The 14656-nt window shown below is 70.6% G+C and carries 15 protein-coding genes; 14 read left to right on the top strand and 1 reads right to left on the bottom strand.

What is annotated here, in order from left to right:
- Window positions 1-32 precede the first annotated feature (32 nt).
- Window positions 33-1043: a zinc-binding alcohol dehydrogenase family protein gene (locus JTN19_RS10270; protein WP_206932031.1), complete on the top strand. Its 1011-nt coding sequence runs from the start codon at window positions 33-35 to the stop codon at window positions 1041-1043.
- Complete coding sequence (gene hrpB / locus JTN19_RS10265) at window positions 1040-3457, top strand: ATP-dependent helicase HrpB (RefSeq protein WP_408901868.1); 2418 nt, start codon at window positions 1040-1042, stop codon at window positions 3455-3457. Before JTN19_RS10270 ends, hrpB begins: the two co-directional genes overlap by 4 nt.
- Window positions 3458-3461: 4 nt before the next feature.
- Here hrpB and JTN19_RS10260 read toward each other — a convergent pair whose 3' ends face one another.
- Window positions 3462-4475, bottom strand: a complete 1014-nt coding sequence (locus tag JTN19_RS10260; RefSeq protein ID WP_206932029.1) for a TerC family protein — start codon at window positions 4473-4475, stop codon at window positions 3462-3464.
- Between the two features lie 338 nt (window positions 4476-4813).
- On the opposite strand from JTN19_RS10260, the gene JTN19_RS10255 reads away from it, so the two are divergent.
- The 12 genes from JTN19_RS10255 to mnhG all read left to right on the top strand — a co-directional run bounded on the left by JTN19_RS10255 (window position 4814) and on the right by mnhG (window position 14655).
- Window positions 4814-5089, top strand: coding sequence for a twin-arginine translocase TatA/TatE family subunit (locus JTN19_RS10255; RefSeq protein WP_191083203.1), 276 nt, complete (start codon window positions 4814-4816; stop codon window positions 5087-5089).
- A 40-nt stretch (window positions 5090-5129) separates the two neighbouring features.
- Window positions 5130-5744 (top strand): methylthioribulose 1-phosphate dehydratase, encoded by a 615-nt coding sequence (locus tag JTN19_RS10250; protein ID WP_206932027.1) that lies wholly within the window; start codon window positions 5130-5132, stop codon window positions 5742-5744.
- Window positions 5745-5772: 28 nt separating this feature from the next.
- Entirely contained in the window at window positions 5773-6312 is a 540-nt protein-coding gene (locus JTN19_RS10245; RefSeq protein WP_206932026.1) for a 1,2-dihydroxy-3-keto-5-methylthiopentene dioxygenase, read from the top strand.
- Window positions 6313-7002, top strand: coding sequence for an acireductone synthase (gene mtnC / locus JTN19_RS10240; RefSeq protein WP_206932024.1), 690 nt, complete (start codon window positions 6313-6315; stop codon window positions 7000-7002).
- 54 nt (window positions 7003-7056) lie between these two features.
- Window positions 7057-8031: a magnesium transporter CorA family protein gene (locus JTN19_RS10235; protein ID WP_206932022.1), complete on the top strand. Its 975-nt coding sequence runs from the start codon at window positions 7057-7059 to the stop codon at window positions 8029-8031.
- Window positions 8032-8170: 139 nt separating this feature from the next.
- Complete coding sequence (gene mbhE / locus JTN19_RS10230; RefSeq protein WP_206932020.1) at window positions 8171-10447, top strand: hydrogen gas-evolving membrane-bound hydrogenase subunit E; 2277 nt, start codon at window positions 8171-8173, stop codon at window positions 10445-10447.
- 3 nt (window positions 10448-10450) lie between these two features.
- A complete protein-coding gene (locus tag JTN19_RS10225) occupies window positions 10451-10849 on the top strand; it encodes an MnhB domain-containing protein (protein ID WP_242531031.1) in 399 nt (132 codons plus the stop codon).
- Between the two features lie 4 nt (window positions 10850-10853).
- Window positions 10854-11288, top strand: coding sequence for an NADH-quinone oxidoreductase subunit K (locus tag JTN19_RS10220; protein ID WP_206932019.1), 435 nt, complete (start codon window positions 10854-10856; stop codon window positions 11286-11288).
- Window positions 11288-12802 carry a proton-conducting transporter transmembrane domain-containing protein gene (locus JTN19_RS10215; protein ID WP_206932018.1) on the top strand — a complete coding sequence of 505 codons (1515 nt, stop codon included), beginning with the start codon at window positions 11288-11290 and terminating at the stop codon, window positions 12800-12802. Before JTN19_RS10220 ends, JTN19_RS10215 begins: the two co-directional genes overlap by 1 nt.
- The gene (locus JTN19_RS10210) at window positions 12799-13152 is read left to right on the top strand and encodes a Na+/H+ antiporter subunit E (RefSeq protein WP_206932017.1); all 354 of its coding nucleotides are present in this window, start codon (window positions 12799-12801) and stop codon (window positions 13150-13152) included. The genes JTN19_RS10215 and JTN19_RS10210 overlap by 4 nt, the downstream gene beginning before the upstream one ends.
- A complete protein-coding gene (locus tag JTN19_RS10205) occupies window positions 13149-13439 on the top strand; it encodes a monovalent cation/H+ antiporter complex subunit F (RefSeq protein WP_184382149.1) in 291 nt (96 codons plus the stop codon). The genes JTN19_RS10210 and JTN19_RS10205 overlap by 4 nt, the downstream gene beginning before the upstream one ends.
- Window positions 13432-14655, top strand: a complete 1224-nt coding sequence (gene mnhG / locus JTN19_RS10200; RefSeq protein WP_206932016.1) for a monovalent cation/H(+) antiporter subunit G — start codon at window positions 13432-13434, stop codon at window positions 14653-14655. The genes JTN19_RS10205 and mnhG overlap by 8 nt, the downstream gene beginning before the upstream one ends.
- The last annotated feature ends 1 nt before the right edge of the window (window position 14656 follow it).

Raw genomic sequence — 14656 nt, 5'->3', positions numbered from 1 at the left:
TCGGATACAAATCGTTACAGGGGAAGCGCCCGATGAAGGCCATCGCGTACAGCAAATGCCTGCCCGTGACCGACACCGACGCCTTGCAGGACATGGACATGCCCGACCCGGGGGCGCCCGCGGGCCGTGACCTGTTGATCGAGGTCCGTGCCGTCTCGGTCAACCCGGTGGACGCGAAGCAGCGCGCCAAGGCCGACCCCAAAGGGGCGCGCATCCTGGGCTTCGACGGCGCGGGGGTGGTGCGCGCCGCCGGCCCGGACGCCGCGTTGTTCCAGCCGGGCGATGCCGTGTTCTGGGCCGGCGCCATCAACCGCCCCGGCAGCAATGCCGAGCTTCAGCTGGTCGATGAGCGCGTGGTGGGCCGCATGCCCCAAAGCCTCACCTTCGCTGAGGCCGCCGCCATGCCGCTGACCACCATCACCGCCTGGGAAGGGCTGTTCGACCGGCTCCGCATCGCGCGCGACCCCACGCCGACGGGCGAGGCGGTGCTGATCGTGGGCGGGGCCGGGGGCGTGGGGTCCATCGCCATCCAGCTCGCGCGGAAGCTGACGGGAATGACGGTCATCACCACCGCCTCGCGCCCCGAGACGCGGGATTGGTGCCTGGACCTCGGCGCGCACCACGTCATTGATCACCGCGAGGACATGGCGGCGCAGGTGAAGGCGCTGAGGCTGCGCGTGTCGCGCATCTTCTCCACCACCAGCACGGCGGCGAACTGGGCCATGCTCTGTGCCATGCTGGCGCCGCAGGGCATGATCTGCGCCATTGATGAAGGCAGCGCGGTGGACATGAGCCTGCTGCGCGCCAAGTCCGCCGGCTTCCATTGGGAAGGGATGTTCGCGCGCACGCTCTTCCAGACGCCGGACATGGTGGAACAGCACCGCCTGCTGACCGAGGCGGCGGCGCTGCTCGATGCCGGCACGCTGCGGACCACGCTGACGCGCCATCTCGGCCCCATCACAGCGGAAAACCTCCGCGCCGGGCATGCGCTGGTGGAGGGCGGCAGCATGATCGGCAAGGCGGTCGCGGAAGGCTGGGTGTGACGCTTCCCGTCGAGGAGGCGCTGCCCGCCCTGCGCCAGGCGCTGCGCGAGGGGTCGAGTGCCGTGCTGGTCGCACCGCCCGGCGCGGGCAAGACCACCCTGGTGCCCCTGGTGCTGCGCGAGGAGCCTTGGGCGAAAGGCAGCAAGATCCTGGTGCTGGAACCCCGCCGCGTCGCCGCCCGCGCCGCCGCCCGCCGCATGGCGGAAATGCTGGGCGAGAGCCTGGGGCAGACCGTGGGCATCACCACGCGGCTGGACCGCGCGACCTCGGCCGCCACGCGTGTCGAGGTGGTGACGGAAGGCCTGCTGGTGCGCCGCCTGCAATCGGACCCGGGGCTGGAGGGCGTGGCGGCCGTCATCTTCGATGAGGCGCATGAGCGGCATCTGGACACTGATCTGGGCCTCGCGCTGTGCCTGGATATCCAGCGCGGGCTGCGGCCGGAGCTGCGGCTGCTGGCCATGTCCGCGACCCTGGATGCCCAGGGCTTCGCCGGGCTGCTGGGCGGCCCGCTGGTGGAAAGCGCCGGCCGCGCCTTCCCTGTGCGCGTGGAACACCACCGCCGCGACCTGACCGACCCGCGCGATTTGCCCGAGGCCATGGCGCAATCCATCCGCGCCGCCATGGCGCGCGAGCCGGGCGATGTGCTGGCCTTCCTGCCCGGCTGGGGCGAAATCCGTCGCACCGCCGAGCGGCTTTCGGGCCTGGACGCCGATGTGCTGCCGCTGCATGGCGAACTCCCGCCCGCCGAGCAGGATCGCGCGCTGACGCCCGGCCCCAGGCGCCGGGTGGTGCTGGCCACCTCCATCGCGGAAACGTCCTTGACCGTGCCGGGCGTGCGGATCGTGGTGGATGGCGGCTTCCGCCGCACGCCGCGGCTGGATGGCGCGACGGGGCTGACGCGCCTGGTCACCGCGCGGATCAGCCGCGCCGCCGCCGAGCAGCGCGCCGGCCGCGCCGGCCGCACCGAGCCGGGCGTGGCCATCCGCCTCTGGAGCGAGGCGCTGCATCGGGGCTTGCCCCTGCAGGACCGCCCGGAAATCCTGGAGGCGGAACTGTCCTCCCTGGTGCTGGACTGCGCGGCCTGGGGCGTGGCCCCGCGCGACCTGCCCTTCCTCGACCCGCCGCCCGAGGGCCAAGTGGCCGCCGCCCGCGCCCTGCTGACCAGCCTGGATGCGCTGGACGAGGCGGGCCGCATCACCACCACGGGCAAACGCATGGCCCGCATGGGCACGCATCCGCGCCTGGCGCGCATGATGTGCGCCGTGGCCGATGAGGGGGAGGCGGCCCTGGCCGCCGACCTGGCCGCGCTGCTGGAGGAACGCGACCCTTTGCGGGGCCGCGAGCCGCCGGCCGACATCACCCTACGCCTCGACGCCCTGCACGGTCATGGGCGGGAGGAGGCGGATGGCATCGCGCTGCGCAACATCCGCCGCACCGCCGCCCTGCACCGGCGCCGCCTGGGCGTGCACGGCAACACGCCGCCCGAGGGCGATGCCGGCGCGCTGCTGGCGGCGGGGTTTCCGGACCGCATCGCGCTGAAGCGCGGCACCATGGATGGCGCCTTCCGAATGGCCTCGGGGCAGGGGGCGCGGCTTTCGGTCGCGGACCCGCTGGCCAAGCAGACCCTGCTGGCGGTGGCCGACCTGGAACTCAAGGGCACCGAGGCGCGCATCCGCATGGCTGCGCCCGTCAGCCGTGCGGTGCTGGAGGCCCGCTTCCCCGAACGCTTCCGCACGGTGGAGGGTGCTTCCTTCGACGCGCGCGCGGGCGCCGTGCTGGCGCGCAAGCGGCTGATGTTCGGCCCGCTGGTGCTGGAGGAATCGCCCCTGCCGGGTGCGGACCCCTCCGTCATCGCGGAGGCCCTGGCCGTCGCGGCGGCGGAACGCGGCTTCCGCGACCTGGACTGGGGCGAATCGGGCCGGCAGTTGCGCGCCCGCATCGCGCGGATGCATGCGCTGGAAGGCACCCCCTGGCCCGATGTGTCGGACGCCGCGCTGGCCGCCACCGCGCGGGAATGGCTGGCGCCGTACTGCGCCGGTATGTCGAAGCTGTCGGAATTGAAGGGCGTGGACCTGCACCAGGCCCTTCTGCCCGGCGACCTCCGCCGAAAGCTGGACGCCGCCCTGCCCGCGCGCATCGCCCTGCCGAACGGACGGAGTGCGGCGGTGGACTACACCGCCGAGACGCCCACCCTCGAAGCCCGCGCGCAGCACCTGTTTGGTTTGCGCGACATGCCGCAACTGGCGGGGGGCCGCGTGAAGCTGCAGGTGGCGTTGCTCTCGCCCGCCGGGCGGCCCGTGGCCATCACCGCCGACCTGGCGGGCTTCTGGGCCTCGGGCTGGGCCGATGTCCGCAAGGACATGCGCGGCCGCTACCCGAAGCATGACTGGCCGGAGAACCCGGCCAGCCCGTGACGGTTCAGCTCGGCTGAACCTTCTCCTCGCGGTGCTCGCCGCGGGTCTTCCACAGCGAGAAGAGGACGCCGCCCAGGATCAGCGCCAGCGTGACGCCGAGCGAGATGGCCGGGTCCATCTTGCCCACCAGGCTGTTCCAGAAAATCTTGAGCCCGATGAACACCAGCACCATGGCCAGCGCGTATTTCAGGTACTCGAAGCGATGCACCATGGCCGCCAGCGCGAAGTAGAGCGCCCGCAGGCCCAGGATGGCCATGATGTTCGCCGTGTAGACGATGAAGGTGTCGGTCGTGATGGCGAAGATGGCCGGCACGCTGTCCACCGCGAAGATCAGATCCGCAATGTTGATGACCACGAGCGCCACGAAGAGCGGCGTGGCAGCGCGCACCAGCTTGCCCGTCTTTTCGTCCACCTCGCGCACGAAGAACTTCTGGCCGTGCAGTTCCTTCGTCACGCGCATGCGCCGGTTGAGGAACTTGACCACCGGGTTCTTCGACACGTCGGGGTCGGATTCCGGCACCACCAGCATCTTGATGCCGGTGGCGATGAGGAAGGCGCCGAAGAAATACAGCACCCAGCCATAGTTCTGCACCAGGGCCGCGCCCACCGCGATCATCAGCCCGCGCAGTACGATGACGGCGATGATGCCCCAGACCAGCGCGCGATACTGGTATTTCCGGGGAATGGCGAAATAGCCGAAGATCAGGCTGATGACGAAGACGTTGTCGATGGACAGCGCCTTCTCGATGAAGAAGCCGGTGAAATAGGCCATGCCGGCGTGGCTGCCGTCGCTGGTGGTGATGACGCCGGCCTCATAGGCCCACCAGATGCCGCCGCCATAGAGGATGGCGAAGCCGATGTAGAAGACGGAGAGCAGCAGGCTCTGCTGGATCCCCATCTCCTTGTTCTCGCGGTTGAGGACGCCGAGGTCGAAGGCCAGCAGGGCGAGGACGATGGCGATGAAGCCCGTCCACATCCACACAGGCTTACCCAGCCATTCGAGGGCGATGATTTCCATAATTTGGACCCCGGGCGTGACCCCGCCATGCGGGGCCGCGACGATGTTGGTGGAATGATCCGACATCGCGGAGGGCGGCTGGCCGGGCAGGGCCCTTGGACAGCCACCGGCCGCCAGAGGGGCCCGGATCGCGGTGATACATGCCGCAGCCGCGATCGTTTTGCAAGCACGATGTTGCGCCCGCTCCATGTGGATGGGTCCCTGGATCGGTTCTGGGCATTGCCTCCGGGGCGCTGCCTCCCCACATCGTGATGGACCGGCGAACCGGTGTTTGCGCTCAAGCCGCGCGCGGACTAGGTTCCGCCCCACAGAGTTCCGATAGGGATCGAGGCGCGACGATGGGTACCTTCAGCATCTGGCATTGGGTGGTTGTTCTTCTGGTGGTCCTGCTGCTGTTCGGCAGCGGCAAGATCAGCGGCCTGATGGGCGACCTCGCCACCGGCATCAAGTCGTTCAAGAAGAATATCAAGGACGACGACAAGCCCGCGGACGCCGCCATGACGGCCGACAGCGCGCCCCCGGCCGCGCCTACGGGCAACATCCCGGGCCCGCAGCCGGCCGCGGCGACGCACACCGAGGCGCAGCAGCCCGCCGGCGGCCGCCCCGCCGCCTGATGCGACGCGCGCCGGCCAACCCGGCGCGCCCTTCGCCCCGATGAGCCCCCTTCCTGCCGAGGCGGTGGAAGCGATCCGCGCCGCCGGACGCCGCCTGGATCAGCGCGGCTGGGTGCCGGCCACGGCCGGCAATATCTCGCTGCGCCTGGCGGATGGCCGCATCGCCATCACCCGTTCGGGTTTTCACAAAGGCTTCATCCCCGAGGACGGGGTGATGGCGGTGGATCTGCATGGACGGCCTGAGGCCTCCAACCTCCGCCCCTCGGCCGAGACGGGGCTGCATTGCGGCATCTATCGCCGTTTCCCCAAGGTCGGCGCCGCGCTGCATGGCCATTCGGTGCCGGCCACGGTGCTGTCGCGCCGCGGCGGCCACCATCTGGAACTGGCGGGCTACGAGCTCCTAAAGGCCTTTCCGGGCCTGCCGACGCATGAGGCCAGCATCCGCCTGCCCATCCTCGACAACGACCAGGACATCGCGCGCCTCCAGGCCCGCGTGGAGCGGGTCTGGGATGCAACGCCCGATGTGCCGCCGGGCTACATCCTGCGCGGCCATGGCGTATATGTCTGGGCCGAGGACATGCCGGGCGCCCTGATGCGCCTGGAAGCCCTGGAATTCATGCTGGAATGCGAGCTGGAAGCCGCGCGCCTGCCCTGACCACCACCCTGCAAGGGAGTGACCCGCCATGAGCCGCCTCACCATCTGGGACGCCGCCACCAAGGCCGAGCTCCAGCGCACCGAGAACCCGGACGAGATCGCCGCCGCTCTGCGCGAGGTCGGCGTGCGCTTCGAGCGCTGGCCGGTGGCCGACCTGCCGCCCAAGGCCCCGGCGGAGGCCGTGCTGGCCGCCTACAAGCCGCATCTCGACGCCTTCCTGGCCGAGACGAAGGCCGGCACCGCCGATGTCATCCAGCTCACCCCCGACCACCCGATGAAGGACGCGCTCCGGGACAAGTTCCTGAAGGAGCACATCCACACCGAGGACGAGGTCCGCTTCTTTCACGAGGGCGCCGGCAATTTCGTGCTGCACATCAATGGCCGCGTCTATGACGCCCACTGCACCCGGGGCGACCTGATCAGCGTGCCGGCCAACACCCAGCACTGGTTCGACAGCGGCGACGCGCCGGACTTCACCGTGCTGCGCGTCTTCACCGAAACCAGCGGCTGGACCCCTCACTACACCGGCACGGACATGGCGGAGCGCTTTCCCGTCCAGGTGGGCTGAATGCCGCCCACCCACATCCTGACGGATATCGAGGGCACCACCACCGCCATCGCCTTCGTCCACCAGCGCCTCTTTCCCTATGCGGCCGAGGCGCTGGAAGGCTTCCTCGCCCGCCACGTGGCGCGCGCGGAGGTGGCGGCCATCCTTCGCGACGTGCCGGGCGAGGACAAGCTCGGCACCCTGCGCGCCTGGATGGCGGAGGATGCCAAGGTCACGCCGCTCAAGGCGCTGCAGGGGCTGATCTGGCGCGAGGGCTATGCCGAGGGCGCGCTGCGCGGGCATCTCTGGCCCGACGTGGCGCCCGCGCTGCAGGAATGGCAGGCGGCGGGCCTCAGGCTGGCCGTGTATTCCTCCGGCAGCGAGGAGGCACAGCGCCTGCTCTTCCGCCATTCCGAGGCGGGCGACCTGGAAGGCCTCTTCGAGGGCTTCTTCGACACCCGCATGGGCGGCAAGCGCGAGGCCGCGAGCTATGCGCGCATCGCCGGCGCGTGGCGGGCCCTGCCGGGCGCCATCCTCTTCCTGTCCGATGTGGCGGAGGAGCTGGACGCGGCGCGGGAGGCGGGGCTGTCCACCTGCCAGCTGGTCCGCCTGGAGGATGGCACGCGCCCTTCCGGCCGCCACCCCGAGGCCGCGGATTTCATCGGCGTGACACCTTGTCTCCAGCGCTCGAAGGGCGTTGCCGCTCGCTGATTTCTTCTCTACCGGCGGCTTCGGCCCCGTACCCTGCCGCAAGGAACCTGGTGGATGCTGACAACCTTTGCCGTTCGCCAGGGGGCGCTCTACCGCGGGCATGAGGCGGCCCCCCTCCAGGATGCCGTCTGGATCGACCTTCTGGACCCCACGCCCGAGGAGGAGCGGCTGGTCGAGGCGGCGGTGGGCTTCGAACTCCCCTCGCGCGAGGAGATGCAGGAGATCGAAAGCTCCTCCCGCATGTACCGCGAGGGGGATGTGCTGTTCCTCACCGCCAACTTCCTGCATGGGGTCGAGGGCAGCGACTACGAATCCACGCCCATCTCCTTCGTGCTGGCCCCCTCCGTGCTGGTCACGGTGCGCCATGCCACGCCCAAGGCCTTCTCGGTCTTCACCGCCCGCTGCCAGAAGGCGCCGGAGGCGCTGCTAGGCAGCCCGGACGCCGTGCTGCTGCATCTGTTCGGCCAGATCGTGGACCGGCTGGCGGATATCCTGGAGCGCATCGGCCTCGACATCGACCGCGCCAACCAGGACGCCTTCCGCGCCGCCCGCAGCGCCAAGAAGGTGACGCAGAAGGACCAGGACCTGCGCTCGGTGCTGCTGACGCTGGGCCTGGTGGGCGACCTGACGGCGCGGACCACGGACACGCTGCTCGGCCTCACGCGCATCCTCACCTTCCTGACCGCCGAGAAATCGGCGGTGCGGAAGGAGAACCAGCATCTGATCAAGACGCTCGTGCGCGACGTGCGAAGCCTGGTCGAGCACGGCAATTCCATGAACCACAAGGCGACCTTCCTGCTCGACGCCGTGCTGGGCATCATCAACGTCGAGCAGATGAACATCATCAAGACCTTCACCGTGGTGAGCGTGGCGCTGATGCCGCCCACCCTCATCGCCAGCATCTACGGCATGAACTTCCAGCATATGCCCGAGTTGGAATGGCCCATCGGCTACCCCCTGGCGGTGCTGGCCATGATCCTGAGCGCGCTGGGGCCCGTGCTCTACTTCAAGCGCAAGGGCTGGCTGTAGTCGGCGCGGCGTCCGGCTTTCCGGACGCCCCGTTCGGGTTTGCGAACGGGCGCTGACGGCCCACGCGCGGCCGTGCCGCGCCTTTCCGCGCTTTCCGCCGGGGCATGCGGCTGGCACGGCTGTTGCAGCGGTGGCCGCCGTGAACTGGATCCTCGCCCTCATCCCCTGCCTGGCGTTGCTGGCCGTTCCGGCGGTAGCGCTCGGCCTGCGCGCGCGACCCGCGCTCGCCCCGGCGCTGGCGCTGCTGCCGGCGACGCTCTTCGGCCTCATCCTGCTGCTGCCGCTGGGCGCCACCTTCCGGGTGGACTGGCTGTCGTCCTTCGGCATCGGCTTCGCCTTCCGCCTGGACGGGCTGTCGCAGCTCATGGCGCTGCTCATCACCGGCATCGGCACCGGCATCTTCCTGTTCTCCGGCAGCTACATGACCAGCTATCCGAAGCAGCATCGCTTCATGGCGGTGCTGACGCTGTTCATGGCGGCGATGCTGGGCGCGGTGCTGGCCGATGACCTGATCGTCCTGTTCATCTTCTGGGAGCTGACCAGCCTCGCCTCCTTCATGCTGATCGGGTTCGAGGCGCACAAGCCCGCCGCCCGGCGCGCCGCCCAGCAGGGCCTGCTGGTGACGGTTTCGGGCGGGCTCGCGATGCTGGCCGGCATCCTGCTGCTGGGCACGGCGGCCGGCACCTTCACCATTTCCGAGATCCTGGCCAATCGCGCCGTGCTCGCCACGCACGCCTTCACGCCCTGGATCATCGTGCTGGTGGCGATGGGCTGCTTCGCCAAATCCGCGCAGTGGCCGCTGCACATGTGGCTGCCGAACGCCATGGCCGCGCCCACCCCCGTCTCGGCCTATCTGCATTCGGCCACGATGGTGAAGCTCGGCGTCTATCTGCTGGCGCGGCTGAACCCGGCCTTCCAGGAATGGGCGCTGTGGCAGGGGCTGCTGACCGGCGCGGGCACGCTGACCATGCTGACCGGCGCCATCCTCGCCCTGCGTGAGCGGGACCTGAAGCGCAAGCTCGCCTGGTCCACCGTGGTGGCGCTGGGCACGCTGGTGACGCTGATCGGGCTGGAGGAGCCACTGGCGGCCACCGCGGCCGTGGTGTTCCTGCTGGTGCACGCCCTCTACAAGGCGAGCCTGTTCCTCGTGGCCGGCATCCTCGACAAGAAGGCCGGCACGCGCGATGCGCTGATGCTGCGCGGCCTGGGCCGCCACATGCCGCTGACCGCCATCGCGGCACTCCTGGCCGCGCTCTCCATGGCGGGCGCGCCGGGCTTCATCGGCTACATGGCCAAGGACCTGCTGTTCACCGTGCAGCTCGGCGTGCCGGGGCTGCTGCCCGTGGTGGCGCTGCTGGTCAACGCGGCCATGGTGGTGGTGGCCGGCGTGGTCGCGGTGCGGCCCTTCTTCGGCAAGCCCATGGAGATGGAGCGCGAGGCCAAGGACCCCGGCTTCACCATGCTCGCCGCGCCGCTGACGCTGGCCATCCTGGGCCTTGTCTTCGGTCTGGCGCCCGCGCTGATCTCGGTGAACCTGGTGGAACCTGCGGCGGCCGCCATCCTGGGCGAACCCACGGGCATCGCGCTCGGCGACAAGCAGGCGACCGAGATCGTCTACTACCTCTCCCTGGTGGTGCTGGTGCTGGGCGTCATCGCCTTCCTGGCCTGGACGCGGTTGCAGCCGCGCCTGGCGGCGCAGACCTGGCTCGACGACTACGGGCCGGATGCTGCCTATGGCAGCCTCCTGCGGAGCGTCTCGCTGATCTCGGGCGCGGTGACGCGGCGCGTGCAGACCGGCAGCCTGCGCTTCTACATCGGCGCCACCGTGGTGTTGATGTTCGGCGGCACGTTGGTGCTGCTGGTGGCGGGCGGCGGCCTTGGCCTGCCGTCGGCGGACCCGCTGCCCCTGCCGCACCAGGCGGTGCTGGTGGGTCTCGTGATCGCGGGCGCAGTGGCGGCCTGCCGCCTGCAGATGCTCTTCGCGCAGGTTATGGCGGCCGCGGTGGTGGGCTTCGGCGTCGGCATCCTGTTCCTCACGCTGGGCGCGGCGGACCTCGCCTTCACGCAGTTCACCGTCGAGACCATCGCCATCGTGCTGCTGGTGGCCATCCTCGCGCGCCTGCCCTTCCGCGAGCTGGACGCGCGCCGGCGCGAGGAACACCGCCGCGACGGCGCCATCGCCATCGGCGCGGGCGTGGTGGGCTTCCTCACGCTGCTGGCCGTGCTGTCCGTGCCCTTCGACACGCAGATGCCCGACTGGATGGGCGCCGCCGCCTGGCCGGAGGCCAAGGGCCGCAACGTCGTCAACGTCATCCTGGTGGATTTCCGCGCGCTGGACACGCTGGGCGAGATCGCGGTGCTGCTGATCGCGGCGCTGGCGGCCACGGTGCTGCTGCGCCGCGCGCGGGGGAAGTGAGCCATGAAGACCAGCTTCATCATGAACGCCTCGGCGCGCTACGTGCTGTGGGCCTGTGTTCTCCTCTCCCTCTTCGTGCTGCTGCGCGGCCACAATGAGCCGGGCGGCGGCTTCATCGGCGGGCTGATCGGCGCGCTGGGCTTCGTCTTCCACGCGCTGGCGCGCGGGGCGGGGGCCACGCGCGCGGTGCTGCGGCTGCAGCCGCTGACCTGGGCGGGAATCGGCCTGCTGTGCGGCATCCTGGCCGGGCTGCCGGCCATGCTGCTGTTCGGGGAGCCCTTCCTCACGCAGCAATGGCTGGGCACCACCCCCATCGGCACCACCGTGCTGTTCGACCTGGGCGTCTATCTCGTCGTGCTGGGCTTCGCGCTCGCCTTCGTGCTGCCCTTCATGGAGGCCTGAGCCCATGGAATTCCTCCTGGCGCTCCTCTTCGGCGTGCTGCTCTCGGCCGCCATCTACCTGCTGATGGCGCGTTCGCTCGCGCGCTCCATCCTGGGCCTGCTGCTGCTGGGCAACGCGGCGAACATCGCCATCATCGCCAGTGGGCGCGTGCTGGGCTGGGCACCGCCGCTGGTGGCGCCCGGCGCCAACGCCCTGGTGGCCGATGCCTCCAACCCGCTGCCCCAGGCGCTGGTGCTGACGGCCATCGTCATCTCCTTCGGCCTCACGGCCTATGTGATGGTGCTGAGCTGGGCGGTCTGGCGCGGCAAGGGCACGGTGGACACCGAGGCGCTGCGCGTCGCCGAACCGCGCGGCCTGCCCGCCGCCGATCCGCGTGACGCCGCCGAGGCCGAGACGCTGGCCGCCGACCTCCTGCCCACCCGCACGGGAGCGCGCTGATGGCCACCCGCGCCGACTGGCTGCTCGCGCTGCCCCTTCTCCTGCCGTTGCTGGCCTGCGCGGCCACTGCGGCGCTGCAATCCCACCGCGACCTTCAGCGCGGCATCACCGCGATCACCGCGGTGGGCCTGCTGCTGGCCTCCGCGGCGCTGGTGGCCGAGGTGATTTCGCAGGGTGTCATCGCCTCCCAGATGGGCGATTGGCCCGCGCCCTTCGGCATCACGCTGGTGGCCGATCTCTTCGCCGCCTCCATGGTCGCGATCACGGCGCTGATGTACGCGGCGACGGCGCTCTACGCGCGCGGCGACGCCGATGTGCTGGACAACGAGGCGCTGTGGCACCCGCTGCTGGCCGCGCTGGCGCTGGGCGTCGGCGGCGCCTTCCTGGCCGGTGACCTGTTCAACCTCTACGTCTGGTTCGAGGTGATGCTCATCGCCTCCTTCGGCCTGATCGTGCTGGGCGGTGGGCGTGAGCAGCTGGATGGCGCCGTGAAGTACGCCATGCTGAACCTGCTGGCGACGACGGTGTTCCTCATCTCGGTCGGCATGATGTTCGGGCTGACCGGCACGCTGAACCTGGCCGACATGGCCCGGCGCATCCCCGAGATCGAGAACCAGGGCGCCGTCGCGGCGGTGGCCTTCCTGATGCTCGCGGCCTTCGGCGCCAAGGCGGCGGTGTTCCCGCTGTTCTTCTGGCTGCCCGCCTCCTACCACACGGCCATCGCGCCCGTGGCGGCCATCTTCGCCGCGCTGCTGACGAAGGTGGGCGTCTACGCGCTGATCCGCATCGTCACGCTGCTGCTGCCGGAGGGCCATGCCTGGGTGGCCCCGCTCATGTGGTTCCTGGCCGCCGGCACCATGGTGGTGGGCGTGCTGGGCGCCGCCGCGCATTGGGAAATCCGGCGCATCCTGTCGTTCCACATCATCAGCCAGATCGGCTACATGATCGTGGGCATCGCCATCGCGACGCCCTTGGCGCTGGCGGGTGCCGTTCTCTACATGCTGCATCACATCGTGGTGAAGGCGAACCTGTTCCTGGTGGCGGGCGTGATCCGCCGCGCGGGCGGCACCTTCTCGCTGGCCACGCTGGGCGGGCTGTGGCGCCGCGACCCCTGGCTTGGGCTGTTGTTCGCCATTCCCGCGCTGTCGCTGGCGGGCATCCCGCCGCTGTCGGGCTTCTGGGCCAAGCTGTTCGTGCTGAAGTCCGGCTTCGACGCCGGCTGGTATGTGCTGGCGGGCATCGCGCTCGCCACGGGCATCCTGACCCTCTACTCCATGCTCAAGATCTGGATGGAGGCCTTCTGGAAGGAAGTCCCCGAGGGCACGCCGGAGCTGCCGCCGATCACCGGCGCCACGCGCTGGCTGCTGCTGGCCCCGGTGGCCGGGCTCGGCCTCGTCACCATCACCATCGGGCTCTGGACCGAGCCCTTCGCCGCCTTCGCGCTGGCCGCGGGCGAACAGCTCGCCAGCCGCGAGGCCTACATCACCGCCGTGATGGGAGTGATCCGGCCATGAGCGACAAGGCCCCGACCGCGCGCCCCTGGAACATCCTGGCCTGGATCTGGCTGCTGGTGCTCTTCCTGCGGGAGCTGGTGCTCTCCGCCTGGGACGTGATTCGCGCGACACTCGCGCCAAATGTGCGCGCGCGCTCGGGCGTGGTGGCGGTGCCGCTGCGCCTGCGTTCCGCGGCCGGCATCACGCTGCTGGCCGACATGGTGACGCTGACGCCCGGCACCACCGCGCTGCATGTCTCGGAGGACCGCAGCATTCTCTACGTGCACGTCATGGACATCGAGAGCCCCGAGGCCGTCCGCGCCAGCATCGCGGAACGGCTGGAGCGCCCGGCGATGCGGGTGTTGCGATGAGCTTCCTGACCGTCGCCCTCATCTTCTCCGCGCTCATGGTCGCGGTGGCCGTGGGCCTGACCGGCTGGCGCATGCTGCACGGCCCGGGCATCGCCGACCGCGCGGTCGCCATGGACCTGCTGGGCCTGCTCGCCGTCGCGGCCACCGCGCTGGTGGCGCTGGGTGGTGGCTACCTCGCGCTGCTCGACATCGCGCTGGGCCTCGGCCTGGTGGGCTTCATCGGCGCCGTGGGTGTCGCCACCTTCATCAAGCGCGCATCCGAACCGCCGGAGGACCAGGATGTCTGAGATCGTCGCGGCGCTGCTGCTGCTGTCGGGCGCCACCATCTCGCTGATCGCGGCCATCGGCGTGGCGCGCCTGCCCGATGCCTTCCTGCGGATGCACGCGGCCACCAAGGCGGGCGTGGTCGGCGCGGGGCTGACGCTGCTTGGCGTCGCCTTCGCCTTCGACACGGGCGAGGCCTGGTTCCGCGTCACGCTGATCGTCCTCTTCCTGCTGGTGACGGTGCCCATCTCCTCCCACGCGCTGGGCCGCGCGGCCTATGTGGGCGGGGCGCCCATGTGGTCGGGCACGGTGATGGACGAGCTGAAGGGCGTGCTGCCGCGCCACGCGATCGATGCGGACCCGGAAGCGCAGCGTGCCATCGCCATGCCGGTGGGCGCGGCCGGCCCCGAGACGGGTGCCCGCCCTGAACCGCAGGCCGCCGCCGCCCCGCGCCGCATGCTGCTGGCCCTGGCCGACGGGCCGGGGGCGGCCGCGGCGTTGCGCGCCTCGCTGGAGGTCGCCGCCGGCCCGCGCACCGAGGTGACGCTGCTGAGCCTGCTCTGCACGCCCAGCCTCAACCAGACCGGCCCCATGCCGGTGGGCGGTGCCCATTTCGGCCGCCGCCTGGTGGAGGCGCGCTTCGCCAAGGCGCGCGAGGCCGCGGCCTCCCTGGCCACGCAGATGGAGACCTTCTGCCAGACCCAGGGCTACCATTTCCGCATGCGCCACGAGGAGGGCGATGCGGGCACCCTGCTCGGCCATGCCGCCGCGCATCACGACCTGACGGTGCTGCCGCGCGGCACTTGGTTCGACCATGCCCAGGCGCTGGAGGAAGGCTATGCCGCCCAGCGTTCGGCGCGCGTGTCGCTGCCCGGGCTGCTGCTGGCCGCGCCCGACTTCACCATGCCCGGCGCGCTGCACTTCCTGCATGAGGGGGATCTCGCCTCCAGCGAGGCGCTGAAGCGCTTCCTCGGCCTCTCCTTCCTCACGCATCTGCCGCTGACCATCACGGGGCTCGACCTCGACGGCGCGGACGCGGCGCTGGAGGAGGCGGTGGCCCTCGCGGCGGCGCGCGAACGCCCGGTGCATCGCGGCCCCGCGCTGCTCCATCCGGACCGCCCGGCACCGCTGCCGGCCTTCACGGGCGGCGCGCTGGCCATCATCCCCGCCCGCTCCTCCTCCGGGCGCACGGCCTGGCGCAGCCTGCGCGAGATGGAAGCCTCGGTCCTTCTCGCCTGAT

The organism is Roseococcus thiosulfatophilus, assembly GCF_017311575.1.
Lineage (GTDB): Bacteria > Pseudomonadota > Alphaproteobacteria > Acetobacterales > Acetobacteraceae > Roseococcus > Roseococcus thiosulfatophilus.
The sequence above is the reverse complement of the archived record's forward strand: the minus strand, read 5'-3'. Positions and strand labels throughout refer to the sequence as shown.